We start from the raw sequence: 24,234 nt of genomic DNA, 5'->3' as shown, positions 1-24,234 counted from the left end.
GGGTTCTGGTAATGCATCAAGGAATAATTCAATGGCTGAACAATTCGACGTCGTCGTCATCGGTGCCGGCCCGGCCGGTTACCACGCTGCCATCCGCGCGGCCCAGCTGGGCCTGAAGACCGCCTGCATCGACGCAGCGCTGGGCAAGGACGGCAAGCCGGCCCTGGGCGGCACCTGCCTGCGCGTGGGCTGCATCCCGTCCAAGGCGCTGCTGGATTCCTCGCGCCAGTTCTGGAACATGGGCCACATCTTTGGCGACCACGGCATCAGCTTCAAGGATGCCAAGATCGACGTCGAGGCGATGGTTGGCCGCAAGGACAAGATCGTCAAGCAGTTCACCGGCGGCATCGGCATGCTGTTCAAGGCCAACAAGGTCGCCGCGTATTACGGCTTCGGCGAACTGCAGCCGGGCAACGTGGTCAAGGTCACCCAGCATGACGGTTCCATCGTCGAGCTGAAGGGCACCAACGTCATCATCGCGGCCGGTTCGGATTCGATCGAACTGCCGTTCGCCAAGTTCGACGGCGAGACCATCGTCGACAACGTCGGCGGCCTGGACTTCACCGAAGTGCCGAACCGCCTGGCGGTGATCGGCGCCGGCGTGATCGGCCTGGAACTGGGCAGCGTGTGGAAGCGTCTGGGCGCTGAAGTCACGATCCTGGAAGCACTGCCGGAGTTCCTGGCCGTGGCCGATGCCGAAGTGGCCAAGACCGCTGCCAAGGAATTCAAGAAGCAGGGCCTGGACATCCGCCTCGGTGCCAAGGTTTCCAAGACCGAAATCACTGGCAAGGGCAAGAAGAAGGAAGTCGTTGTCACCTACACCGACAGCGAAGGCGAGAAGACCCTGACCGTGGACAAGCTGCTGGTGGCCGTTGGCCGCCGCGCCGCCACCAAGGGCCTGCTGGCCGAAGGCACCGGCGTCAAGATCAACGAGCGCGGCCAGATCGAAGTCGACGCGCACTGCCACACCGGCGTCGACGGCGTTTGGGCGGTCGGCGACTGCGTGCGCGGCCCGATGCTGGCGCACAAGGGCTTCGAGGAAGGCATCGCGGTGGCTGAGCTGATCGCCGGTCTGCCGGGCCACGTCAACTTCGACACCATCCCGTGGGTCATCTACACCGAACCGGAACTGGCTTGGGTCGGCAAGACCGAAGCCCAGCTGAAGGCCGAAGGCATTCCGTACAAGGCCGGCAGCTTCCCGTTCGCCGCCAACGGCCGCGCCGTGGCGATGATCGAGCCGGCAGGCTTCGTGAAGATCCTGGCCCACGCCGAAACGGACCGCATCCTGGGCATGCACCTGGTCGGCGCCAACGTCTCCGAACTGGTGCACGAAGGTGTGCTGACCATGGAGTTCAGCGGTTCGGCCGATGACCTGGCCCGCATCTGCCACGCCCACCCGTCGCTGTCGGAAGTGGTCCACGACGCGGCGATGGCCGTCAGCAAGCGCGCCATCCACAAGGCGAACTGATCTGCATCCGGGCGGGTGCAGACCGCTGGCCGGCCCTCCCCCTGCAAACAAAAAACCCCGCTTCGGCGGGGTTTTTTGTTGGCTGCGCCGGTGTAGAGCCGAGCCCACGCTCGGCTGCCCTGCCAAAGCCCGCCGAGCATGGGCTCGGCGCTACACCTTCCCAGCCGGCTTCTTCGGCGGATCGTCGCAGACCCTGTGCTGCACCACCGTCTCGCCGACCTTCCATTGCTTCGTGACCCGGCAGCGCTCCTTGGCCTCGGGTGCCGTCGACGCCTTCGCCCCCGCCGCATTCGCTTCATCGGCACCGGCTGCCTGCTGGCGCTCCAGCCACGCCGACGGTGGCGCGGGCGGTGTGGCCAGCACCGGGCCTGGCAACAGGACCAGACCCATCAGCAACATAGCCCTCATGCAGCCACCGCCCGACCACCCAGCAACCGCGCCGGCAGCATGAACAGCGCGCGCAGGAAGGCGAACAGCGCCGAAAAGGTGATGCCGACCAAGCGGAACGGCAAGCTCAGCAGCCAGACGAACGGCCAGGCGATCAGGGCGAGGATCGCCAGCGGCCAGCACAGCACGAACAGCAGGCACCACACACCGAGCGCGAACAGGGTCTTCATCACGGTCTCCTTGCGGCGGCACCCTGCCGCCTGCGGCCACCTTGGCGCCCTGCCCCGGTGGCCGCAAACGGTTTGCGACGAAACCCGGCTGGGGGCGATGAAACCGGTCTACCGCCGTTGTAGAGCCGAGCGTGGGCTCGGCTCTACAGGAGCTGCACTGCGCCCGGACGGCCGTGGGCCACCTGGAAGCGCGCTGCGGTACGCACCGGCGCATCGGCGCGCAGCACGCTGTCGGCGAAGCGCAGTTCGGCATCCACGGACTGCCGGTTCAGCTGCAGCTTCCACCAGCCACGGCGGTCGCCGTCGAAGTAGCGGATATGCGGATTCTCTGGAATCGACGGACCGTAGTACGGGCCATAGGGGGTATCGTCGCCGCCACTGCTGATTGCCGGCGCAATGAATTCGGTGGCTACGACCGGGGCACCGGCGGCATCGAAGTCCAGCTTCAGGTCGTTGACGAAGGTGGAATGCCAGTCACCACCGAGCACGATCGCATTGCCCTGCCCGCCCGCCTGCATTGCCTGCAGCAGCCGGTTGCGTGCGGCGGGATAACCGTCCCAGGCGTCGTTCCAGAAGCGCTCCCGCGGCGTGCCGCCGTCCAGCCGCAGCTGCGCCATCAGCAGCTGTTGCACCACCACGTTCCAGCGCATGCCGCGTGCGGCCGCCATCGACTGCGCGAACCACGCTTCCTGGCCCGCGCCCAGCATGCTCATGCGTGGGTCCAGGGCCGCCTCGCAGCGCGGCGACTCGCCCACACCGCAGGGATTGGCCGGGCGGAACTGGCGGCAATCGAGCAGCGTCAGCTGTGCAAGATCGCCGTACCGCAGGCGCCGATGCACGCGCAGGCCACCGTTGCCCGCAGGCGTGCTGCGCATGGGCAGGTGTTCGTAGAACGCGCGGTAGGCCGCCGCGCGGCGAATGATGAAGTCCTCCGTCGAGACGCCGGGCTTCTCCGGATGGATGCCCGAGTAATCGTTCTGCACCTCATGGTCATCCCAGATCACCGCGAACGCGTGTGCGGCGTGCGCGGCCTGCAGATCGGGATCGAGCTTGTACAGCGCGTACTGGTCGCGGTAGCGCTCAAGGCTGATGGTCTCGCCGCTGAAGCGCTCGGCATCCAGCGTGCTGCCACGCGCGTTCTGCAGCGGACTGTATTCGTACAGGTAGTCGCCGGCATGCAGCACCAGGTCGACATCACTCTGCGCGATGTCACGCAGCACCGGGTAGTAGCCGCTGTTCCACGCCTGGCAGGTACACAGCGCGAGCCGCAACTGCTGCAGTTGCGTGTCCAGCAGCGGCGCGGTGCGGAAATGGCCGACCGCGCTTTCCTCATCGCCATCGCAGGCGAAGCGGTAATAGTAATCGCGGCCGGGCCGCAGGCCATTGACCTCCACGTGCACCGAATGGGCCAGCTCCGGCACCGCGGCCGCAGCACCACGCTGCACCAGACGGCGCATGCCCGGATCTTCGGCCACGAACCAGCGCACCGGCACCGCCCGCGACGGCATGCCGCCACCGTTGAGCGGGTCCGGCGCCAGCCGCGTCCACAATACGGCCCCCTGCGGATCCGGATCGCCGGCGGCGACGCCCAGGGTGAACGGATCACGTCCCAGCCGCGGGCGTGGACCGGCCGTGGCCAGCCCCGGCATCGCTGCCAGCGCGATCGCCGCTCCCGTGCCCTGCCACGCCATGCGCAGCAGGCGACGACGGCTTTCCGGATCGACAGGCCCGCGCATCAGAAGTGCACGGTAGCGGTGGCCATCACCTGCCGCGGCGCGCCGACCTGCATGGTCGCCAGGCTGCGGGTCGGGTCGGCGGCATAGGTGCCGTTGGTGTTGATCGAGGACAGGTAGCGCTTGTCGGTCAGGTTGGTCAGGTTCAGCGCCACGGTCAGGTTCTGTGCCGGGCCCAGCCTGCCGAAGTCATAGGCCACCGAGGCGTTGACCAGCCAGTAGCTCGGCACCGACACGTCATTGGTATAGGTCACGTAACGCTTGCCGATGTGGTTGGCGGCCAGGCGCAGGTCCCAGGGACCCGGCGTCCACGCCAGGGTGCTGGCGAACATCCATTCCGGAGTGTCGACGGTCTTCTTGCCGCGGGTCGGCACCACGCCGTTGTTCACATAGTCGTTGTCGTAGGTGCTGTCATTCCACGACAGTGCGTTGGACCACGCCAGGTCCTGCATGGGCTTCAACTGCAGGGTCGCCTCAGCGCCGCGGCTGGTCACCGAACCGACGTTGGAGAACAGCGCCGGGCAACCGAGGATGCCCACGCACTGGGCAATGGCCAGCAGGCGGTTGTCGAACTTTACGTCATACACCGCCACCGAGGCTTCATAGCCCTGGCCATAGCCGCGCCACCCCAGTTCGAGGGTGCGCGACTGTTCCGGCTTGAGGTTCTTCGCGCTGGCATCGAATGCGGCCTGCGGCACGTTGAACGGGCTGCCCACGCCCAGCGCATAGGCCGCGATGTTCTTGGCGAACGAAGCAAAAATCTCGTTGCCTTCGTTGAGCTTGAAGTTGAAGCCGGCCTGCGGCAGGAAGCCCTTCTTCGAGGTCAGGCTGCTGTTGTTGGCGTAGCTGCCCAGCGGCGTGCGCACGCGGGTGCGGGTGTTCGGCGACTTCGCACCGATGTCGATGGTCAGGCGGTCATTGAACAGGCGGAAGCGGTCCTGCACGTAGAACTGGCGGGTGACAGTGGTGTAGCGCTGGTGCCACACGCGCTGGTCCGGATTGCGCAGGAAGAAGTCGTCGGTGATCGGGCCATCGATGTAATAGAAATTGCGCTGCACGCTGTGGCCGTTGTCTTCGTACCACAGGCCCGCTTCCAGTTCGTGGCCGCCCACGTTCCAGGTGAACGCCGAGGTCACGCCCGTGCGGTCGATCGCATACTCGGTGGTGCGGATCGAGATCGGGATCTCTCGGCTGGTGCCCGGGTTGGACGGATTGGACGGGCTGAACCAGTGGCCCTGGCCACGGTTGCTGTGGTTGTAGACATTGACCTTCAGGCGCATCGACTCGTTCAGGCCGAAATCGCCGGCAATGCTGGACAGATCGTCATTGCGCAGGCCGTGGCCGGAGTAATACGCGTCCCACGGGCTGTTGACGCCGCCGCTGAACGTGCCGCGTGCGGCAGCCACCGCGCGATCCCAGTCCGGGGCGTAGTTGTCCCAGTCCCAGCCGAGGCGATCGATCATCTCCAGCGACAGGTCCTGGTAGTCGGCCTCGACGCGGCGCGATGCGTTGAACAGCGCGGTGATCCTGCTGTCCATGCCGAAATTGTAGGTGGCCTTGCCATTGAACTGCTTCAGCTCCTGCGAGCCCTTGCCCTTCCATTTGTCGCCTTCTGAATACACGCCGGACAGGTAGGCGGCGAAGCCCTGGTGTTCACCCGTCTCCAGGCGCGCATAGCTGCGGCGCGCACTGTCGCTGCCGAAGCTCTGCGCCAGCACCACCCCGTACTCGGTGGACGGATCGATCGAATAGAACTGGAACACGCCGCCGAGGTTGCTGGTGGACGGCGTGCCGAGCGCGCCGATGCCGGTGGACACTTCGGCGCCGCCGAGGTCTTCGCTGATCACCGCGCGGCTGATGTGCAGGCCGTTGCTGTTGCCGTAAGCCATGTTGCCCAACGGAATGCCGTCGAGGGTGTAGCCAAGGCGATTCTGGTTGAAGCCACGCAGGCTGATGGTGGTGGACCACTCGTAGGCACCGGTGGCGTCGGCCGATTCGAAATGCACGCCCGGCTTGGTCGCCAGCACCTTCAGCGGGTTGGCACCGGGCGGCAGCATCTTCATGTCCTCGGCGGTCACGCGCTGCACCTGGCGCGCTTCGCCGCGGCCGATCACCGAGATCGAATCGAGCGTGGTGGCCGACGGTGCATCGGCAGCGGGGGCAGCTTCAGCGGCGGCCAGCGACGGTAGCGAAGCACAGACCAGCAGGGCCAGCAGATTGCGGCGAAGCGGAGCGTGAGACGGCATGGAGGCGGATTCCTTGGGCACGCTGGACGCCGAAGGGCGGCGTCGAAGAGCAGCAGCGGCGGAATCGTAGAAGCGTCGCGTTACATGTCATTTACACGCCACGTACGGACGTTTGCCGTTTCGAATGGTCTGCCGGCCAGGGGCGCCGACCAGCGGCCGGCACCACGGTCATTCGAACGAACCGACCGAGTCGTGGGCCAGGTTGTCGAAGCGGGTGTACTCGCCGAAGAACTTCAGCTTGCACGAACCGGTCGGGCCACCACGGTGCTTGCCGATGATGATCTCGGCCAGGCCCTTGTCCGGCGAGTTTTCCTTGTTGTAGTAATCGTCGCGGTAGATGAACACGATCATGTCCGCGTCCTGCTCGATTGCGCCCGATTCGCGAAGGTCGGCCATCACCGGGCGCTTGTCGGTACGCGTTTCCAGCGAGCGGTTGAGCTGCGACAGCGCGATCACCGGCACGTGCAGTTCCTTGGCCAGGCCCTTCAGCGAACGCGAGATTTCCGAGATTTCGGTCGCGCGGTTCTCGCTGTTGCCCGGCACGCTCATCAGCTGCAGGTAGTCGATCACCACCAGGCCCAGGTCGTGTTCGCGCTTGAGGCGGCGGCACTTGGAACGGAGCACCTCCGGCGACACGCCCGGCGTATCGTCGATGAAGATCTTGGTTTCCTTCAGCATCTTGATCGCGCTGGTGACCCGGCTCCAGTCCTCGTCTTCCAGCTGGCCGGTACGCAGGCGCTGCGCGTTGATGCGGCCGTTGGAGGAGATCAGGCGCATCGCCAGCTGCGAGGCCGACATTTCCATCGAGAATACCGCCACGCCCTTCTTCGACTTGATCGCCGCGTACTCGGCGATATTCAGCGCGAAGGTGGTCTTGCCCATCGCCGGGCGCGCGGCCAGGATGATCAGGTCGGTCGGCTGCAGGCCGGCGGTCATCGCATCGAAATCGGTATAGCCGGTTGGCAGGCCGGTGATGTTGCCGCCGTTCTCGAAGCGGTTGCGCAGCTCCTCGAAGGCGTCCTTCAGCGCCCCGGGCATGGCCACGAAGTCGGTACGGCCGCGTGCGCCCTGTTCGGCGATGGCGAACACGCTCTTTTCCGCCGAGGCCAGCAGTTCGCTGCTGTCGCGCCCTTCGGGCTGGAAGCCATCGTTGACGATGTCGGTGCCGACCTGGATCAGCTGCCGCAGCACCGCCTTGTCACGCACGATCTCGGCATAGGCCACGATGTTGGCCGCCGACGGCGTGGTGCTGGCCAGCTCGATCAGGTAGGCGCCATCGCCGACCAGTTCCAGCTTGCCCTGTGATTCGAACCACTCGCCCAGGGTCACCGCATCGAACGGCCGCTCGCGCTCGGACAGCTCGCGGATCGCGCGGTAGATCATCTGGTGGTCGCGGCGGTAGAAATCGCCCTCGGTCAGCTGGTCGTTGACCCGGTCATAGGCCTCCGGCGCCAGCATCAGGCCACCCAGCACCGCCTGCTCGGCTTCCACCGAATGCGGAGGCACCCGCAACTGGTCGATGCGCGACTCGTCGCGATCACGATCGAAGCCATCACCGCGCTCTCTGCGGTTGGAACGGAAGCCGGAACGAGCGGACATGCTGCGGTGTTTCCTGCGAAAGTGGGCCGGACCAGTGTAGGCATGCGCCGACCCCGGCAGCCATGGACAAGCCTGTGGATAAGCCGTGGAAGAACGGGGGATATCCGCCGGTGCCTGGCCATTCTGGCGTGGGACTGTCGCAATGCCTGCGATGGGCACCGTTGCGGCGCCCGAGCCGGGCATTATCGCAGATCAGGCGGCCCGGGTCGGAGCCGGCACAGTACACCGGTGCCGACGCGCTCAGGGACGTGGAGCCAGAGCCCTCTGCAACGCAGACGGCTCTGACTCCATCGGCCTCAATCGCCCTTGACGTGCACCGCAATCAGCGCCAGGAAGCGGTCCACGTAGCCCTGCAGGAACTTCTGCGTGCCTTCATTGTGGATCGTGCCGTCAGCATCGATCAGGCCGTCCTTGAAGTGGATGAACGCCTCCGGCTGGCCGAGCACGTGCATGTCAAGGAACGCCAGGGTGTTGCGCAGGTGCTGCTGGGCCACGGCAGTACCGATCTGGCCGATCGAGGCACCGATCACCGCCGCCGGCTTGCCGGCAAACGCGCTGTCGCCATACGGGCGCGAGCCGATGTCGATGGCGTTCTTCAGCACGCCCGGTACCGACCGGTTGTACTCCGGGGTCACGAACAGCACGGCGTCGGCCGCACGCACCTGATCCTTCAAGCGGGTGCCCTGCGGCGGATAGTGGCCATCGAAATCCTGGTCGTACAGCGGCAGGTCGCCGATCTGCACGTACTGGAAGCGCGCGCGGTCGCCGGCGATCTTCTCCAGCGCATGGGCCAGCTTGCGGTTGCAGGAATCCTTGCGCAGGCTGCCGACGAACACGGCGATGGTGGGGACGGACATAGGAACATACTCCTCACGGTGCGGGAGGCCCAGCCTAGACGCCGGGCCCGTGCCGTCCGGTGAAGATCAGCCCCCGGTCACGCTGGCCCGCACTTGCCGCCAATGCGCCTGCCAGGCCTGGAACATCAGCACGTTCCACAGGTGGGTATGCCACTTGCGCTGGCCGCCCAGGAACTGCTGCCACAACGGCTGCACCGCCGCCGCCGACAGCACGCCTTCGCGCTCCAGGCGTGCCGGCTGCAGCAGGTCCTCCGCCCACGGTCGCAGGTCGCCCTTCAGCCAATCGCTGACCGGCGCTCCGAAACCGCGCTTGGGTCGGTGCACCATCGACTGCGGCACGTAGCGGCCAAGCACGCGCTTGAGCAGCACCTTGCTGGTGGTTTCACTGCGCTTGAAGCCCAGCGGCAGCGACCAGGCGAACTCGGCCACGCGCCAGTCCAGCAGCGGCGCACGCGCCTCCAGGCTGACCGCCATCGAGGTCCGGTCAACCTTGCACAGCAGGTCGTCCGGCAGGTAGGTCACGTAATCGGCCAGCATCATCGCGTCGGCCGGCGTGCCGGCGCCGTGCAGCGGGTCGGCCAGGTCGTAGAAGCTGCCGGCCGCCTGCGCGCCCGGCACTGCCGCCGCTGGATCGCGCCAGCGCGAGATGCGGTTGCGATACACATCGCCGATGCCGCGTGCGCCGGACTCGGCCAGCAGCGCGGCCAAGCCGCCGGTCCGCGAGGCCTCGCCCTGCTGCTGGGCGCGAGCGCCCATCCAGCGCCGCAGCGGAGCGGGTACCCGTCCCAGCATCTGCCAGTTGCGCAGCGCGCGCACATAGCGCGTATAGCCGAAGAACAGTTCGTCGCCGCCGTCACCGGACAGCGCCACGGTGACGCCCTGCCGTGCCAGCCGTGCGACCAGCGCGGTCGGCACCTGCGAGGCATCGGCGAAGGGTTCATCGAACATCGCCGGCAACTGCGGGACCACGGCCAGGGCATCGGCGCCGCTGACATACAGCTCGGTGTGGTCGCAGCCCAGGTGGGTGGCCAGTTCCTTGGCCAGCGGCGCCTCGTCGTGGCCTGAATCGGTGAAACCAATGCTGAAGCTGTGCACCGGTTGCCCGCTCTGGGCCTGCATCAGCGCGGCCACCAGTGACGAATCGGTACCGCCGGACAGGAACACGCCCACCGGCACGTCGGCCACCATGCGCAGCGCCACCGCATCGCGCAGCAGCGTGTCCAGCTGTTCTTCGGCCTCCTCGATGCGGCCTTGGAACGGGGCCGCCAGCGCCGCCTGCATGCGCGCACGCGCATCCCAGAACGGGCGCTGCGCCTGCTCCGGGCGATGCGCGGCCGCGCCCGCCGCCACGGCTTCGGCATCCAGGCGCAGCACGCGGCCCGGCATCAGCTTGTAGCAGCGCTGGTGGATGCTGTGAGGTGCCGGGATGTAATCCAGCCGCAGCAGCAGGGTCAGCGCATCGCGGTCGATGTCGTTGTCGAAGGACGGATGCTGCCAAAGCGCCTTCAGTTCCGAGCCGAACACCAGCGTGTCACCGGCCCAGCCGTAGTACAGCGGCTTCTTGCCGACGCGGTCGCGGGCCAGCCACAGGCACTGTTGCTGGCGGTCCCACAGCGCGATGGCGAACATGCCGTTGCAGCGCTGCAGGGTGTCTTCCATGCCCCACTGCAGGATCGCCGCCAGCAGCACTTCGGTATCGGAGTGGCCACGGAAGGTATGCCCCAGCGGCTCCAGTTCGGCGCGCAGGGTGGCGAAATTGTAGACCTCGCCGTTGTAGGCCATCACATAGCGGCCGTCGGCCGAGGCCATCGGCTGGTGGCCCAGCGGGGACAGGTCGAGAATGCTCAGGCGGCGGTGCGCCAGCGCGATGCCGGCTCCGGCATCGACCCAGCAGCCACCATCATCCGGTCCGCGATGCTGCAGCGCCTGGCCCATGGCCAGGACCTGCGCCTGCAGCACCTCGGCCGACGCCATCGGCGCCGGCAACAACATTCCCGCCAATCCACACATGCATCAAGCTTCCTGCGCCAGATCGAGGGCGGCGCCAATCACCGCATTGTCGCTTGGAAGCCCGAACATTGCTGCCCCTGCCAGCGGCGTATAGGTATCGGCACCACAGACCCGGCGCAGCGGCAGATGGCCGAACCCCGCCTCGACCAGCGCGGTGACCACGCCCTCGCCGACCCCGCCACTGTGGCGGCCCTCATCCAGCACCAGCACGCGCCGGGCGCTGGCGGCCTGCGCGGCGATGAAGCCGGCGTCCAGCGGCACCAGCCATCGCAGGTCGACCACCCGCACCTGCCAGCCCAGCTGCTGCTCGATCGCACGCGCGGCGCGCAGCGCCATCGGCACGCCGTTGCCATAGGTGTAGACCACCAGGTCTTCGCCTTGCGGGCCGTACACGCGGCCCTCGCCCGGCACCAGAGCCAAGCCCTGCGCGGGATAGTCGAACAGCCACTGGCCGTCACCGGGCTCGTGCAGGTCCTTGCTCATGTACAACGCGATCGGCTCCAGCAACACGGCCACCCGTCCATCCACCCGCGCCAGCGCCGCCAGCGTGCGCAGCATCATCACCGCATCGTCGCCGCGCGACGGGCAGCCGACCACCAGGCCCGGGATATCGCGCAGCGCGGTGATCGAATTGTCGTTGTGGAAGTGGCCGCCGAAACCCTTCTGGTAGCCCAGCCCCGCCACCCTCACCAGCATCGGGTTGCGGTACTGGTCGTTGGAGAAGAACTGCAGCGAACAGGCCTCGCCACGCAGCTGGTCGATGGCGTTGTGCAGGTAGGCCAGGTACTGGATCTCCGGGATCGGCAGCATGTCCATGTTGGCCAGGCCCTGGGCCATGCCCAGGATCATGGTCTCGTCCAGCAGCGTGTTGAACACCCGGCGCGGGCCGAAGCGGCGCAGCAGGTCCTTGCTGACCGTGTAGACGCCGCCCTTCTGCGCCACGTCCTCGCCGAACAACAGGCTCTGCGGATACTTGGCCAGCAGCTCCTGCAGGCCGTGGTTGATCTGGATGGCCAGGTGCCGTGGCGCCTGGCGTTCCGGCAACGCCTCGGCACCGCCGTACAGCGCCTCGCGGGTTTCGGCGGCCACCGCGCGTTGCGCCTCGGCCTGCACCGCCGCGGGCGTGTAAGGTGCCAGCGGAGCCATCACCTCCTGCAGCGAGCACAGCTTCGCGCCGCCTTCGGCATCGGCGGCAGCGGCCATGCAGCGCGCGCGCATCGTTTCATAGGCGACCTCGATGGCCGCAGCATCCATCCAGCCGGACTCCAGCGCAATCTGCGCCGAGCGCAGCAGGGGGTCGCTCGCTTCGGCCGCGCAAAGCTCCGGCAGCGCGCGCCATTCCACTTCGAAATCGGTGCCGGCATGGCCCATCAGGCGCGTGGTGCGCAGGTGCAGGAAGGTCGGGCGCCGGGTGCGCCGGCAGTGCGCCACCGCCGCCTGTACCTGGGCGTGGCCGACGGCCAGGTCCAGGCCATCGGCAAAGAAATAGTCCAGCCCGGGTTGCCGGCTGAAGCGCTCGGCAATCCAGCCGTCGGGCGTTTTCACGGAAATGCCCAGGCCGTTGTCCTCGCACACGAACAGGATCGGTGCCGGCAGTTTCTGGTAAGCCGACCACATCGCAGTGTTGAACGCGGTCTGCGCGGTCGCGTGGTTGGCCGAAGCATCGCCGAACGAGCACAGCACGATGCTGTCGGCCGGAACCGGCAGCGCCTGCCCCAAGCGCTTGCCGCTCTCGATGGCCAGTGCGGTGCCCAGCGCCTTCGGCAGGTGCGAGGCGATCGTCGAGGTCTGCGGCAGCACCCACAGCGGCTTGCTGCCCCACACCTTGTGGCGGCCGCCACTGGCCGGATCGTCGGCGCTGGCGGCGAATGACAACGCGGCATCGCGCAACGGATCGATGCCCGGCACCTGTCGCGAACGCTCGGCCATGAAGGCGCCGGAACGATAGTGCAGGAACGCCGGATCGGTATGCCGGCAGGCCCGCGCCAGCAGCGCATTGCCCTCGTGGCCGGACGAACCGATCGTGTAGAAGACCTTGTTCTGCACGCGCAGCACGCGCGCCATTAAGTCGAGCTGGCGGCTGGCCAGCTGCGAATCGAACAGTTCGCCGAACGCGGCGGCGCTGAGCGTGCTGCCCGGCAGGATCGGCGCATCCGGCGCCGGACGCGGGCGCGGGCTGCCGCGCCAGCCGCGCAGCGCCTCGAGAAAATTGACGTCGCACACCTCGGCGCGGTTGAGCACGCGCATGCGCGCCGGAATCGGATCTGGGACCACAGCGAACATCGAACACCCTCCGTGTCGTTGCTGCCTTCCGTCGGGCATGGCCCGGCGCTACTGTGTGGATTTCACGCGGCCTCGAAGCGTGCGCGCACCTCGGCGGTCACCGCCGGCATCGGCGTGAAGCGCGGCTGCGCACGTACCCGCTGCAGCCACGCGCGTACTTCCGGGAACGACTCCAGGCCGATGCCGCCCTCGCCTGCCACGTCGGTGTAGGCGAACAGGGCGATGTCGGCGATGCCGTACCCGCGGCCGGTGAACCACTGCGCCTGGCGCAGGTGCTGCTCCATCACCGCCAGCGCATCGGCCGCCCGCTGCTGCAGGCGTGGCAGTTCGGCGCGGCGCGGCGAATCCAACGCGGTCCAGCCACGGATGAAGCGCGCCACTGCCACGCACGGCTCATGCGTGTACTGCTCGAAGAACATCCAGCTCAACGCCTGCGCGCGCTCCCAGCCATCGCTGGGCAGGTAGGGCGTGCCTTCGGCCAGCCAGAACAGGATCGCGTTGGATTCGGTCAGCACGCGACCATCGTCGCGGACGATCAGCGGCACCTTCGCGTTCGGATTCAACGCCAGAAATTCGGGGGTGTGGGTCTGGCCATGGGCACTGTCCACTTCCACCCAGCGGTAGCGGCTGCCGAGTTGCTCCAGCAGCAGGCGTACCTTGTGGCAATTGCCCGAGACCGACATGCCATGCACGGTCAACGGAACGCGCTCTTCCACCATTGCCTGCTCCATCGGATCCGGCCGGCGGCCGGCTGCGTGCAGTCTGGCAAGTGCGCAGGTGAATGCCAAGCGCGGGTGCAGCATGGGGGCGGCACCCCGACATTCAGCGCACGCGTTGCCGCCATTGTTCGCGCGACTGGCCCCAGATCTGCATCGGCTTGTCATTGTAGGGCGGCGGCAATTCGCCCATGCGCAACAGCGTGCTGCCGAGCTTGCGCGCCACGGCCCGCGAGTTCTCGTTGTTCTCGGCGATGGTATGGATCACCTCGTCCCAGCCCAGCGTGTCGAAGGCCCAGTCGATCGCCGCCACCGCCGCTTCCGGCGCATAGCCCCGGCCCCAGCTGGCATGACGGATGCCCCAACCCACCTCGGTGCCCGGCCAGTCCTGCGGCTGCCAGGGGCCCATCCGTCCAATCCAGTCGCCGCTGGATTTCTCGATCACGCTGAACATCGAGAAGCCGAACAGCTGCCAGGCACCGGCCAGGCTGCAGAAGCCACGCCAGGCCACCGACGGGTGCTGCACCCCGCCCAGGGTGCGCATCGTGTCCTCGTCGGCACAGAACGCCAGGTAGGGTTCGTAGTCCTCGCGCAGCAGCGGGCGCAGGATCAGCCGCTCGGTTTCCAAGCGCAGGTCGAAGATGCTCATGCCGACTCCTTGTCGAAGGGACTCCATGATGGTGTATTCCTTCGCCGTGCGGATGAATACCGCCGCGTACAACGAAACGGGCCGGCAGATGCCGGCCCGTTCGGTACTGCGCGCTGCGCCGGAATTACTGGCGGGTCGCGGCGGTGGCGCCGGCCGCAGCGGTCTGGGTGACCAGCTGGCCGTCGACCACCGGCAGGCGATCGCTGGCCGGCTTGTTGTCCAGGCGCACGGTCTTCTCTGCACCGTCATAGCGGTAGGTCACGTTGTAACCCTTCACCACATCGTTGGTGCCCATCGGAATGCGGGTGCCCGGCTTGCTGGCCATGCGCATGGTGCCGGTGGTGCCATCCTCATTGCGGTAGGTCACGTTGTAGCCGGTGACGCGGCTCGACTCCGAGGTGGCGGTCTCGGTATGGCACTGGCGCTCGGTACGGTTGACCACGCGGCCACCGACGTGGCGCTTGTCGATCTGGTTGCCGATGAAGCCACCCGCCACGGCACCCGCTGCGGTCGCGGCCTTCTTGCCGTTGCCGCCGCCAACCTGGTTGCCGAGCAGGCCACCAACCACGGCGCCGACCACGGTGCCACCGACGTTGCCGTCACGCTCCGGCAGGCGTTCCTGCACGGTCACGTCCTCGCAGACTTCATGCGGGGTCTGCGTGGTGGAGGTCTCGCGTACCGGATCGGTGCCGATCACGGTGGCGTAGGCCTTCTGCTTTTCGGTGATCGGGTCGACCTTCAGCACATCGGCGTATTCGAGCCCGCGCGGTGCGGACGGGTCCAGCTTGTCGGCACGCGCGCCATCGTCGGCGGCAGCGCCGTCGACCAGGCGCGACTCACCGTTTGGGGTTCCGGCGCTGATGGATTCGGGCGACGTGCTGCCGCTCTTCATGAAGGCGGCAGTGGCGATGCCACCCACCAGCAGCGCGCCCGCTGCGACCAGGACAGTTGTAGTTGTGCTTTTCATGACCTGCTCCTTGCGGACCGTCCGCAACGTTGTCGGGCCAGATTGCAGCATGGGCTGCCTGAACGGAATCTCCACATTTCCTGCTCATTGCGGTAACCCATTCAGCATCGGGAAATCCTGGGTCCGTGGTAGCGTTTGCATATTCCCTACGAGGACGTCCGCCATGGCCAACCCGATGCTGCTGCCGGTACTGCAATGGGCCCGCCGGCTGCGCTACCCCACCCTGTTCAAGCTCACCGCCGGCCTGTTCGTTCTGACCTTGTTTATCCCGGACCCGATCCTATTCGTCGATGAACTGGTGCTAGGCTTGGGCACCCTGCTGCTGGCCAACTGGAAAAGCCGCAACACCGCGACGCCGCCACCGCTGGAACAGCGTTGAACCTGCTGGTCGACAGCCATTGCCACCTGGATGCCAGCGAGTTCGATGCTGACCGCACGGCGGTGATCGAGCGCGCAGGCGCGGCGGGCGTGCGCGTGCAGGTGGTACCTGCCGTGACCGCCGAAAGCTGGCCGAAGCTGCGCGACGTATGCCGGCAGGCACCCGGGCTGTACCCGGCCTATGGCCTGCACCCGATGTTCCTGGCCGCGCATCGGCCCGAGCATCTGCCGTTGCTGCGCGAATGGATCGAGCGCGAACGGCCCTGCGCGATCGGCGAGTGCGGGCTGGATTTCTTCGTCGAGGGCCTGGATGCCGAGGCACAGCAGGCGTACTTCATCGGCCAGCTGGAACTGGCCCGTGAATTCGAGCTGCCGGTGATCGTGCACGCGCGTCGCGCGGTGGACGCGGTGATCGCGGCGATTCGCCGCATCGGCGGCCTGCGCGGGGTGGTGCACAGCTTTTCCGGCAGCCCGGAACAGGCCGCGCAGCTGCACAGGCTGGGCTTCCTGCTGGGTCTGGGCGGTCCGCTGACCTACGTGCGGGCGCAGCGCCTGCAACGGCTGGTGCGCGAAATGCCGTTGGAGCAGCTGTTGCTGGAAACCGACGCACCGGACCAGCCCGACGCCGGCATCCGTGGCCAGCGCAACGAGCCGGCGCGGCTGGCGGTCATCGCCCGCCACGTGGCTGCACTGCGCGGAATGGAGCTGGACGCGGTGGCACAGGCCACCACGGAGAACGCGCGACGGCTGTTCGCTTTGCCGGCGTTGTAACGGTAGGTGCCGACCCTGGTTGGCACGCTGCAGCGTATGCCGGCCAGCGGCCGGCACCATCGTCATGCGTCGGCGTGGGCCTCGGTCACCTCAGCCTTCACCTTCTTCGGCTCCAGCAGCATCTCCAGCGCCTTGCCCACCGCGGCGAACGCGAACGCGCCAGTGATGTGCGTGGCTGCGCCCAGGCCGGCGCCGCAATCCAGCTTCAGCGCCGCATCGGCGCCCAGGTTCGGGCGCAGGCCACAGACGCTGCCATCGGCCTGCGGGTACTTCACGTTTTCCAGCGAGTACACCGCCGGCACGCCGAAATAGCGCTTGGCGTTCTTCGGGAAATTGAATTCGCTGCGCAGCTTCTTGCGGATCAGCGCCAGCATGGCGTCGTGTTCGGTGCGCGAGACATCGCGGATGCGGACCAGGGTCGGATCGGTGCGCCCCCCGGCAGCGCCCACGGTCAGCAGCGGCAGCTTGCGGCGGCGGCACCAGGCAATCGTCTCGACCTTGACCCGGAAGCTGTCGCAGGCATCGATCACCAGGTCGAAGCCCCGGTCCAGCAGGTCGGCCATGTTGGAGACGGTCAGGAACGCCTGCACCGCATCAACGCCGATATCCGGGTTGATCGCGCGGCAGCGCTCGGCCATCGCCTCGGCCTTGTTGCGGCCGTAGTTGCCTTCCATCGCCGGCAGCTGCCGGTTGGTGTTGGACACGCAGATGTCATCGGCATCGATCAGGGTCAGATGGCCGACCGCCGAGCGCGCCAGCGCCTCCACCACCCACGAGCCGACCCCGCCCATGCCGACCACCGCCACGCGGCTGCCCTGCAGGCGCTCGAGCGCACCCACGCCATACAGCCGTTCGATGCCGGCGAAGCGTTGTTTGACCTGTTCGTTCATCCGGCTATTTTAACGTGCAGCCGCCAGCGCCTGCAGCGCGCCGGCACCGAACCCACTGTTGCACGCCCGGAGAGCCCGCATGAACGCCAGCCCGCCCCGCCGCATCTCCACCGCCCACCGCTATGTCTTCATGCTCTGCCTGGGCCTGCTGATCGGCCTGGTCGCCACGGTGATGGTCGGCCGTGCCCTGAAAGCCCGACGCGATCCGTTCCCGGACAGCCTGATGCAGGTGATGCAGCGGCAATCGCAGCTGCTGCAGCAGGCCCAGCAGCAGAACCGCTGCAGCCTGGCCGACAGCGTGCCGCGGCTGCAGGCCGTGCGCCTGCTGTCCAACGACCTCGACCTGGCCTTTCCGGGGCTGAAGGACAATGCCCGGTTCCAGCAGCACGCCAGCCAGCTGCGCGGCAACCTCAATGCTGCACTGGCCGCACCGCCCAGCGACTGCGCAGCGCTGGCCAAGGTGGTGGACACCGTGCAGGCCGATTGCCGTGCCTGCCACCAGGACTTCCGCTGAGGCGCATTCATCCTGCAGCCGGACTACACACGCCTGATTGGCACCTTGTTCACGTTCGAAAGGAGAGGATTCGTCCACCCTGCTGCATGACGCAGTGCCACCCAATCACACCCGCCTTCACGGCCAGGAGACGCCCCATGAAGATCCAGCTCATCGCTGCCAGCGCCATTGCTACCCTCGCCCTGGCAGGCTGTGCCACCTCGCCCGGTTACGGCGGCGGTGGTTACAACAACGGCTACAACAATGGCGGCTACGGCAACAACGGCGGGTACAACCAGGGCCGCTGCGCCGACTGCGGCATCGTCACCCGCATCAACACCGTGCCGTCCGGCCGCACCGCGCCCAGCGCGACCGGCGCCATCCTCGGCGGTATCGTCGGCGCCGTGGCAGGCCATGAGATCTCCGACCACACCGGCGGCAGCCGTGGCAACAAGAACATCGCCGCCGCTGCAGGCGCGGTCGGTGGCGCGCTGGCCGGCAACCAGATCCAGAAGAACGTCACCAGCGATACCTACGATATCAGCGTGCGCATGGATGATGGCCGCACCATCGTGGTCAACCAGCGCGACCTCGGCGGCATCCGCGAGAACACCTATGTGCGCGTGGTCAACGGCAAGGTCATCCTGCGCTGACCTGCAGCAGGCCGCGGAAACGAAAAAGGCCCGCTTGCGCGGGCCTTTTTGATGCCGGAATGCGGCAGGTGTTACGCCGGCTGCACCTTGTCAGCCTGCAGGCCCTTCTGGCCCTGCACGACTTCAAACGTAACGGCCTGGCCTTCCTTGAGGCTCTTGAAGCCCTGGGTCTCGATGGCGCGGAAGTGCACGAACACGTCCTCGCCATTCTGCCGGCTGATGAAGCCGAAGCCCTTCGCATCATTGAACCACTTCACGGTACCGGTCTCGCGATCAGCCATCTCACTAACTCCCTTTGACTCTCTCTTGTTGTTGGATACGCCTGGTGGGCGGCTGACAAGCAAGGGGGAAGCGAGGTGCATCGATGCAGCGGATCGGGAAGATCTTGCTTCATCAGGCCACGATCCACGGTGACCTTGCCAAGCTCAGCGACTGCAACTTAACCCGCCCAAAACGAAAAAGCAACTGGCAAAATCTTTCACTGTCAACCCCAAAACGGCGACCATACGGATCAGCATGGGACTCTCATTCATCTTGTATCTGCTAGCGGTCATTTTTGTCCTTGTTGGCATCGCTGGCATTGTGCTGCCGGCCCTTCCCGGCGTGCCGCTGGTGTTCATCGGGTTGCTGCTGGCCGCCTGGGCCGACGGCTTTGCCCATGTCGGCTGGCCGACTCTGGTCGCGCTGGGTGCACTGACCCTGCTCTCGCTCCTGGTGGACGTGCTGGCAACCGTGGTCGGCGCGCAACGGGTCGGCGCCAGCCGCAAGGCGCTGTGGGGCACCTTCGCCGGCAGCATCGTCGGCCTGTTCTTCATGCCGATCGGGTTGTTTGCCGGGCCGCTGATCGGCGCCCTGCTCGGCGAGTACTGGCATACCCGCCAATTGGGACGCTCGACCAGAGTGGGCCTGGCGACCTGGCTGGGCATTCTGCTCGGCCTGGCGCTGAAACTGGCGGTGGTGATCGCCATGCTCGGCCTGTTCGCCTTCGCCTGGTTCCTGTAACCCATGCGGCCTTCACGCCGCGCGCACGCGGTAGACGTGCATAAACCGTGGGGCTGGCCGCGATGCGGCGCAGCCTCCACACTGTGCGATTCCCGAATTCACTGAAGGGCCTGCTGCAATGACCCTCCTTCCGCTGCTTCCCCGCCTCGCCCCATTGGCGCTGGCCCTGGCCAGCATGCCGCTGGCCGCCCAGGAGTTCGCGCCGAGCGCCGACGCCTCGCCGACGGCGTGCGCGGCGATCACCACCGACGCCGCTCGCCTGGCCTGTTATGACCGCCAGTTCGGGCGCACCCCTCAGGCCACGGCCGAGGCCGACGCCGCTGCCGAAGCCGCTGCCCAGGCCCGCCGCGAGGAACGGCAGAGCACGCGCCTGAGCCAGGGCGAGGAAAAGCTGCGCGAACGGGTCGGCGACCTGTTCCGCGCGGCCACGCCGGACAGTGCGCTGGCCAATGCCGGTCGCGGGTCGCTGCTGGACAGCCGCTGGGAGCTGGCCGAAGACTCCAAACTCGGGCCGTTCCAGCTGCGCGCCTACAAGCCGGTGTACCTGCTGCCTGCCTTCTGGACCAGTGACCGCAACACCACCCCGCACTCGCCGAACCCGGCAAACACAGTCACCACGCCGCAGGTGCTGGACAGCACCGAGCTGAAGTTCCAGATCAGCTTCAAGACCAAGATCGCCGAGAACCTGTTCGGCGACAACGGCGACATCTGGGCCGGCTACACGCAGAGCTCGCGCTGGCAGGCCTACAACGGCGAGGATTCGCGCCCGTTCCGCGAAACCAACTACGAGCCGGAAGTGATGATGGTGTTCCGCAACGGCTACTCGATCGGGGGCTGGCGCGGCCGCATGACCGGCATCGCGCTGAACCACCAGTCCAACGGCCGCGCCGACCCGCTGTCGCGCAGCTGGAACCGGGTGATGCTCAACGTCGGCCTGGACCGCGAGAACTGGGCCCTGGTGCTGCGCCCGTGGTACCGCATTCCTGAGACCCGCAGTGACGACAACAATCCGGACATCGACGACTACATGGGCCGCGGTGACGCGACCCTGATCTGGAACCGCAACGGCCACGAAGTCTCGCTGATGGCGCGCCATTCGCTGCGATCCGGCAGCCGCTCGCATGGCGCGCTGCAGCTGGACTATGGCTTCCCGATCAGCAACCTGCTGCGCGGCCACGTGCAGGTCTTCGATGGCTACGGCGAAAGCCTGATCGACTATAACCACAAGGCCACCTATGTCGGCGTGGGCGTGTCCCTGCTGGAGTGGTTCTGATGGACGTGACGATCTGGCACAACCCGGCCTGCAGCAACTCGCGCGGCGCGCTGAAGCTGATCCGTGATGCCGGCTTCGAGCCGGTAGTGATCGACTACCTGGACAGCCCGCCGGACGCGGCGACCCTGCGCCAGGTACTGGCCGAATCCGGCCTGAGCGCACAGGCGCTGGCGCGCAGCAAGGAGCCGCAGTTCGCCGAACTCGGCCTGGACGGCGCCGACGACGCCACCCTGCTGGCGGCGATGGCCGAACAACCGCGCCTGATCAACCGGCCGGTGGTGCGCACGGACAAGGGCACGCGCCTTTGCCGGCCACCGGAAACGGTGCTGGAGATCCTGTAATCCGCCCGCGGTCGCGGCGTAGCGAAGCCTGTTGGTAGAGTCGACTGTTGGCCGACTCCCCCCCCAATCCTTCGGATTCGTTCGCGGAAACGCCCGCACTGCGTGTGGCGGTCCACTGACAGTCGACTCTGCCCGGACGGGTCCCCGCCCCCATCCGACTGGCTTACAGCCAGTCGGTGATCCCCTCGCGGCGATAGACCTCGGCAAAGGCCGGGCGCGCCTTCATCGAGGTGGCATGTGCCTTGAGCACCGGCCAGCGGTCACTCGGTGTCGGCATGTTGCGCGACCAGCGCATCAGCATCACCAGCATGTAGTCGACCACACACGGCGCGGCGCCCAGCAGGTACGGCCCGTGCGCCTGCAGGTGGGTCGCCACATGCTGCCAGGCCGACTCCAGCCGCTGCCGCGCCATCTCGCGGCTGGCCTCGACGTTCTCCTCGCCCGCCACTTCGTGCGGATAGAACCAGGCACGGTAGGCCGGCTGCAGCGTATTGGCGCACCAGAACATCCAGCGGTAGGCATCGCCACGCTGCGGCGTGCCCAGCGCCGGCAGCAGGCCAGCTTCCGGATGACGGTCGGCCAGGTACAGCGCGATGGCTGCCGCTTCGGTCAGTACCGCGCCGTCGATCATCAGCGTAGGCACCACGCCGGCCGGATTCAGCGCCAGATACCCGGCCGCTTTGTGCTCGCGCCGGTCAAAGTCCAGCAGCACCAGTTCGTGCTCGATGCCCAGCTCGATCAGCAGCCAATGCACCACCAGCGCGGCAGTACTGGTCGAACCATACAGCGTGGTGCTCATGCGGCGGATCCTGTGTGGGTGGATCCGCCGATTATGCGCCCGGCGATGCCGCTGCGTTCAACCGCAGGTGCTCATGCACGAATCCCGGCGCTCTCCACAGGACATCATCGGCGCGCGCATCGTGCAGTCGTGCGTCTTCAGTTCGCAGGCACGGCGCAGCTCGGGGTTGGCGACGTCCTTGCAGCGCTTGTCCGGCGCGGGCACCACCTGCTGCTCGCAGCTGAAGGCACTGTTGCCGCTGCTGCCCTGCGCCATACAGCTGCGATGGCTGGCCTGGCACTGCATGCGGCAGTGCGCGGACGCGGAGAAATCCGCACCTTCATAGGATGAGGTTGTGCTGCAACCGGCCAGGACCAGCAGGAACACAGACGCGACGGATCGATGCAGGCGCATGGGCACATCCAGTACAGGAATGTAATGTGCGGACCCTAGCAGACTGTGGTTGCTCGTGCAGGCATCCACACACGCCTTCGATCAGTACACGGGAACACCGGTGCCGGAGCGGATTTCATTCACGGTGCCGCCGCAGGAGAGCAGGCAGTGGGCGTACGGAGCACCGCATGAAGGAAGCGCCGGGGGCCGCAATAGCTGCCGGCACCGTTGCCCCTTCGCAGTTGTGCCGCTGCTTGTCGTCGGCAATACCACTGCAACCGCTGATGATCCGGCTCTTTTCGCTTTCGCAACTCCGCTGATCCGACTCGGCACGGGCGCGGTTGTGGAAGTCGCACGCCGCCTTCTGGCTCTCGCAGGCCGACACGCCGGCACAGCGACCAGCAACACGAAAACACGCGACCACTGCAGCACGTGGACTCCCTTCCAGCATGCCAGACAGCACGTTAGCAGAGCACGCGATCCACGGCGGCCTGCAACAACGGCGCCACACGGGCGCCGTTGCGTGAAACGGAAGCTGGAGACTTACTCCACCACCACCGGAATCTTGCCGATGCGGGCCTGCCATTCGCGCGGGCCGGTCTTGTGCACCGACTCGCCGGTGGAGTCGACCGCCACGGTCACCGGCATGTCCTGCACGGTGAACTCGTAGATCGCTTCCATGCCCAGGTCGGCGAAGCCGACCACCTTGGCCGCCTTGATCGCCTTGGACACCAGGTAGGCCGAACCACCGACGGCCATCAGGTAGGCCGACTTGTTGTCACGGATGGCCTCAATGGCCGCCGGGCCACGCTCGGCCTTGCCGACCATGCCCAGCAGGCCGGTTTGCTCCAGCACCTGGCGGGTGAACTTGTCCATGCGGGTGGCGGTGGTCGGACCGGCCGGGCCCACCACTTCGTCGCGCACCGGGTCGACCGGGCCGACGTAGTAGATGAAGCGGCCCTTCAGATCGACCGGCAGCGCCTCGCCCTTGTTGAGCATGTCGACCATGCGCTTGTGCGCGGCGTCGCGGCCGGTCAGCAGCTTGCCGTTCAGCAGCAGGGTCTGGCCGGGCTTCCAGCTGGCCACGTCTTCCGGGGTGATCGTGTCCAGATCCACGCGGGTGCCCTTGGATGCGTCGTAGGTGAGCTTCGGCCAGTCTTCCAGCGACGGCGGGTCCAGCATCACCGGGCCGCTGCCGTCCAGGGTGAAGTGCGCGTGGCGGGTGGCCGCGCAATTCGGGATCATCGCCACCGGCAGATTGGCCGCGTGGGTCGGGTAATCGTTGATCTTGATGTCGAGCACGGTGGTCAGGCCGCCCAGGCCCTGTGCGCCGATGCCCAGCGCGTTGACCTTCTCATACAGCTCCAGGCGCAGCTCTTCGATGCGGTTGGAGGCACCACGGGCCTGCAGCTCAGTGATGTCGATCGGCTCCATCAGCGCTTCCTTGGCCAGCAGCATCGCCTTCTCGGCGGTGCCACCGATGCCGATGCCGAGCATGCCCGGCGGGCACCAGCCGGCGCCCATGGTCGGCACGGTCTTCAGCACCCAGTCGACGATGGAGTCGGACGGGTTGAGCATGGCGAACTTGGTCTTCGCTTCCGAACCACCGCCCTTGGCGGCGACGATCACGTCGACCGTATTGCCCGGCACCACCTTGACGTTGACCACGCCCGGGGTGTTGTCCCTGGTGTTGATGCGCTTGCCGGCCGGATCAGCCAGCACCGAGGCGCGCAGCTTGTTGTCCGGATGCATGTAGGCACGGCGCACGCCTTCGTTGGCCATGTCTTCCACGCCCATGGTGGCGTCGTCCCAGCGCACGTCCATGCCGATTTCCAGGAACACGGTGACGATGCCGGTGTCCTGGCAGATCGGCCGGTGGCCTTCGGCGCACATCCGCGAATTGATCAGGATCTGGGCCATCGCTTCCTTCGCGGCCGGCGACTCTTCGCGCTCATACGCGGCGGCGAGGTTCTTGATGTAGTCGACCGGGTGGTAGTACGAGATGTACTGCAGCGCGTCGGCGATGGACTGGATGAGGTCTTCCTGCTTGATCGATGTCACGGCTTGCTCGCTTGCTCGAGGCTGGCGGGGGTAATCCGCTCATTTTACCCCCTCCG

The 24,234-nt window shown here is 66.9% G+C and carries 24 protein-coding genes; 8 read left to right on the top strand and 16 right to left on the bottom strand.

What is annotated here, in order from left to right; all coding sequences use genetic code 11:
* The first annotated feature begins 31 nt into the window (after positions 1-31).
* Positions 32-1,468 carry a dihydrolipoyl dehydrogenase gene (gene lpdA, locus QZ853_RS15015; protein WP_295574757.1) on the top strand — a complete coding sequence of 479 codons (1,437 nt, stop codon included), beginning with the start codon at positions 32-34 and terminating at the stop codon, positions 1,466-1,468.
* A gap of 150 nt (positions 1,469-1,618) precedes the next feature.
* Here the strand turns inward: lpdA and QZ853_RS15010 are convergent, their stop codons facing one another.
* The 11 genes from QZ853_RS15010 to QZ853_RS14960 all read right to left on the bottom strand — a co-directional run bounded on the left by QZ853_RS15010 (position 1,619) and on the right by QZ853_RS14960 (position 15,145).
* The gene (locus QZ853_RS15010; protein WP_295574755.1) at positions 1,619-1,867 is read right to left on the bottom strand and encodes a hypothetical protein; all 249 of its coding nucleotides are present in this window, start codon (positions 1,865-1,867) and stop codon (positions 1,619-1,621) included.
* A gap of 5 nt (positions 1,868-1,872) precedes the next feature.
* Positions 1,873-2,085, bottom strand: coding sequence for a hypothetical protein (locus tag QZ853_RS15005; RefSeq protein ID WP_010486834.1), 213 nt, complete (start codon positions 2,083-2,085; stop codon positions 1,873-1,875).
* A gap of 143 nt (positions 2,086-2,228) precedes the next feature.
* Positions 2,229-3,821, bottom strand: a complete 1,593-nt coding sequence (locus QZ853_RS15000) for an alkaline phosphatase D family protein (protein WP_295574753.1) — start codon at positions 3,819-3,821, stop codon at positions 2,229-2,231.
* Positions 3,821-6,064, bottom strand: a complete 2,244-nt coding sequence (locus tag QZ853_RS14995) for a TonB-dependent receptor (protein ID WP_295574750.1) — start codon at positions 6,062-6,064, stop codon at positions 3,821-3,823. Before QZ853_RS14995 ends, QZ853_RS15000 begins: the two co-directional genes overlap by 1 nt.
* Positions 6,065-6,232: 168 nt before the next feature.
* On the bottom strand, positions 6,233-7,663 hold the full coding sequence (locus tag QZ853_RS14990) for a replicative DNA helicase (protein WP_197583707.1): 1,431 nt from the start codon (positions 7,661-7,663) through the stop codon (positions 6,233-6,235).
* A gap of 296 nt (positions 7,664-7,959) precedes the next feature.
* Positions 7,960-8,520 (bottom strand): NAD(P)H-dependent oxidoreductase, encoded by a 561-nt coding sequence (locus QZ853_RS14985; RefSeq protein WP_295574746.1) that lies wholly within the window; start codon positions 8,518-8,520, stop codon positions 7,960-7,962.
* A gap of 66 nt (positions 8,521-8,586) precedes the next feature.
* Positions 8,587-10,530: an asparagine synthase (glutamine-hydrolyzing) gene (gene asnB, locus QZ853_RS14980; RefSeq protein ID WP_295574744.1), complete on the bottom strand. Its 1,944-nt coding sequence runs from the start codon at positions 10,528-10,530 to the stop codon at positions 8,587-8,589.
* 3 nt (positions 10,531-10,533) lie between these two features.
* The gene (locus QZ853_RS14975) at positions 10,534-12,813 is read right to left on the bottom strand and encodes a transketolase C-terminal domain-containing protein (protein WP_295574741.1); all 2,280 of its coding nucleotides are present in this window, start codon (positions 12,811-12,813) and stop codon (positions 10,534-10,536) included.
* Positions 12,814-12,875: 62 nt separating this feature from the next.
* Positions 12,876-13,532, bottom strand: a complete 657-nt coding sequence (locus tag QZ853_RS14970) for a glutathione S-transferase family protein (protein ID WP_295574739.1) — start codon at positions 13,530-13,532, stop codon at positions 12,876-12,878.
* A 103-nt stretch (positions 13,533-13,635) separates the two neighbouring features.
* Positions 13,636-14,178, bottom strand: a complete 543-nt coding sequence (locus QZ853_RS14965; RefSeq protein ID WP_295574737.1) for a GNAT family N-acetyltransferase — start codon at positions 14,176-14,178, stop codon at positions 13,636-13,638.
* Between the two features lie 124 nt (positions 14,179-14,302).
* The gene (locus QZ853_RS14960; protein WP_295574735.1) at positions 14,303-15,145 is read right to left on the bottom strand and encodes a glycine zipper 2TM domain-containing protein; all 843 of its coding nucleotides are present in this window, start codon (positions 15,143-15,145) and stop codon (positions 14,303-14,305) included.
* Positions 15,146-15,308: 163 nt separating this feature from the next.
* Between QZ853_RS14960 and QZ853_RS14955 the strand changes: the two genes are divergently transcribed.
* Together QZ853_RS14955 and QZ853_RS14950 are read left to right on the top strand one after the other, a co-directional pair.
* Positions 15,309-15,524 carry a DUF6116 family protein gene (locus QZ853_RS14955; protein ID WP_295574732.1) on the top strand — a complete coding sequence of 72 codons (216 nt, stop codon included), beginning with the start codon at positions 15,309-15,311 and terminating at the stop codon, positions 15,522-15,524.
* A complete protein-coding gene (locus QZ853_RS14950; RefSeq protein ID WP_295574730.1) occupies positions 15,521-16,294 on the top strand; it encodes a TatD family hydrolase in 774 nt (257 codons plus the stop codon). The genes QZ853_RS14955 and QZ853_RS14950 overlap by 4 nt, the downstream gene beginning before the upstream one ends.
* Before the next feature lie 62 nt (positions 16,295-16,356).
* On the opposite strand, the gene QZ853_RS14945 is transcribed toward QZ853_RS14950, so the two are convergent.
* On the bottom strand, positions 16,357-17,184 hold the full coding sequence (locus tag QZ853_RS14945; RefSeq protein WP_295574727.1) for a tRNA threonylcarbamoyladenosine dehydratase: 828 nt from the start codon (positions 17,182-17,184) through the stop codon (positions 16,357-16,359).
* Between the two features lie 79 nt (positions 17,185-17,263).
* On the opposite strand from QZ853_RS14945, the gene QZ853_RS14940 reads away from it, so the two are divergent.
* Complete coding sequence (locus tag QZ853_RS14940) at positions 17,264-17,698, top strand: cytochrome c (protein WP_295574724.1); 435 nt, start codon at positions 17,264-17,266, stop codon at positions 17,696-17,698.
* Positions 17,699-17,835: 137 nt separating this feature from the next.
* The gene (locus QZ853_RS14935; RefSeq protein ID WP_005410289.1) at positions 17,836-18,330 is read left to right on the top strand and encodes a glycine zipper 2TM domain-containing protein; all 495 of its coding nucleotides are present in this window, start codon (positions 17,836-17,838) and stop codon (positions 18,328-18,330) included.
* Positions 18,331-18,401: 71 nt separating this feature from the next.
* On the opposite strand, the gene QZ853_RS14930 is transcribed toward QZ853_RS14935, so the two are convergent.
* Positions 18,402-18,611 (bottom strand): cold-shock protein, encoded by a 210-nt coding sequence (locus tag QZ853_RS14930; RefSeq protein WP_046984344.1) that lies wholly within the window; start codon positions 18,609-18,611, stop codon positions 18,402-18,404.
* 235 nt (positions 18,612-18,846) lie between these two features.
* Between QZ853_RS14930 and QZ853_RS14925 the strand changes: the two genes are divergently transcribed.
* The 3 genes from QZ853_RS14925 (at position 18,847) to arsC (ending at position 20,946) form a co-directional block, all read left to right on the top strand.
* The gene (locus QZ853_RS14925; protein ID WP_295574722.1) at positions 18,847-19,332 is read left to right on the top strand and encodes a DUF456 domain-containing protein; all 486 of its coding nucleotides are present in this window, start codon (positions 18,847-18,849) and stop codon (positions 19,330-19,332) included.
* Between the two features lie 118 nt (positions 19,333-19,450).
* Positions 19,451-20,605: a phospholipase A gene (locus QZ853_RS14920; protein ID WP_295574720.1), complete on the top strand. Its 1,155-nt coding sequence runs from the start codon at positions 19,451-19,453 to the stop codon at positions 20,603-20,605.
* Positions 20,605-20,946 carry an arsenate reductase (glutaredoxin) gene (gene arsC, locus QZ853_RS14915; protein ID WP_295574718.1) on the top strand — a complete coding sequence of 114 codons (342 nt, stop codon included), beginning with the start codon at positions 20,605-20,607 and terminating at the stop codon, positions 20,944-20,946. The genes QZ853_RS14920 and arsC overlap by 1 nt, the downstream gene beginning before the upstream one ends.
* 163 nt (positions 20,947-21,109) lie before the next feature.
* Here arsC and QZ853_RS14910 read toward each other — a convergent pair whose 3' ends face one another.
* From QZ853_RS14910 to QZ853_RS14900, 3 genes are all read right to left on the bottom strand, one after another.
* Positions 21,110-21,745: a glutathione S-transferase family protein gene (locus tag QZ853_RS14910; RefSeq protein WP_295574716.1), complete on the bottom strand. Its 636-nt coding sequence runs from the start codon at positions 21,743-21,745 to the stop codon at positions 21,110-21,112.
* A 57-nt stretch (positions 21,746-21,802) separates the two neighbouring features.
* A complete protein-coding gene (locus QZ853_RS14905; RefSeq protein WP_295574713.1) occupies positions 21,803-22,138 on the bottom strand; it encodes a hypothetical protein in 336 nt (111 codons plus the stop codon).
* A gap of 522 nt (positions 22,139-22,660) precedes the next feature.
* The gene (locus tag QZ853_RS14900) at positions 22,661-24,178 is read right to left on the bottom strand and encodes a fumarate hydratase (protein WP_295574711.1); all 1,518 of its coding nucleotides are present in this window, start codon (positions 24,176-24,178) and stop codon (positions 22,661-22,663) included.
* Positions 24,179-24,234: the final 56 nt, after the last annotated feature.

The organism is uncultured Stenotrophomonas sp., from assembly GCF_913778665.1.
Taxonomy (GTDB): domain Bacteria; phylum Pseudomonadota; class Gammaproteobacteria; order Xanthomonadales; family Xanthomonadaceae; genus Stenotrophomonas.
This window is presented reverse-complemented; position numbering and strand designations above follow the sequence as displayed.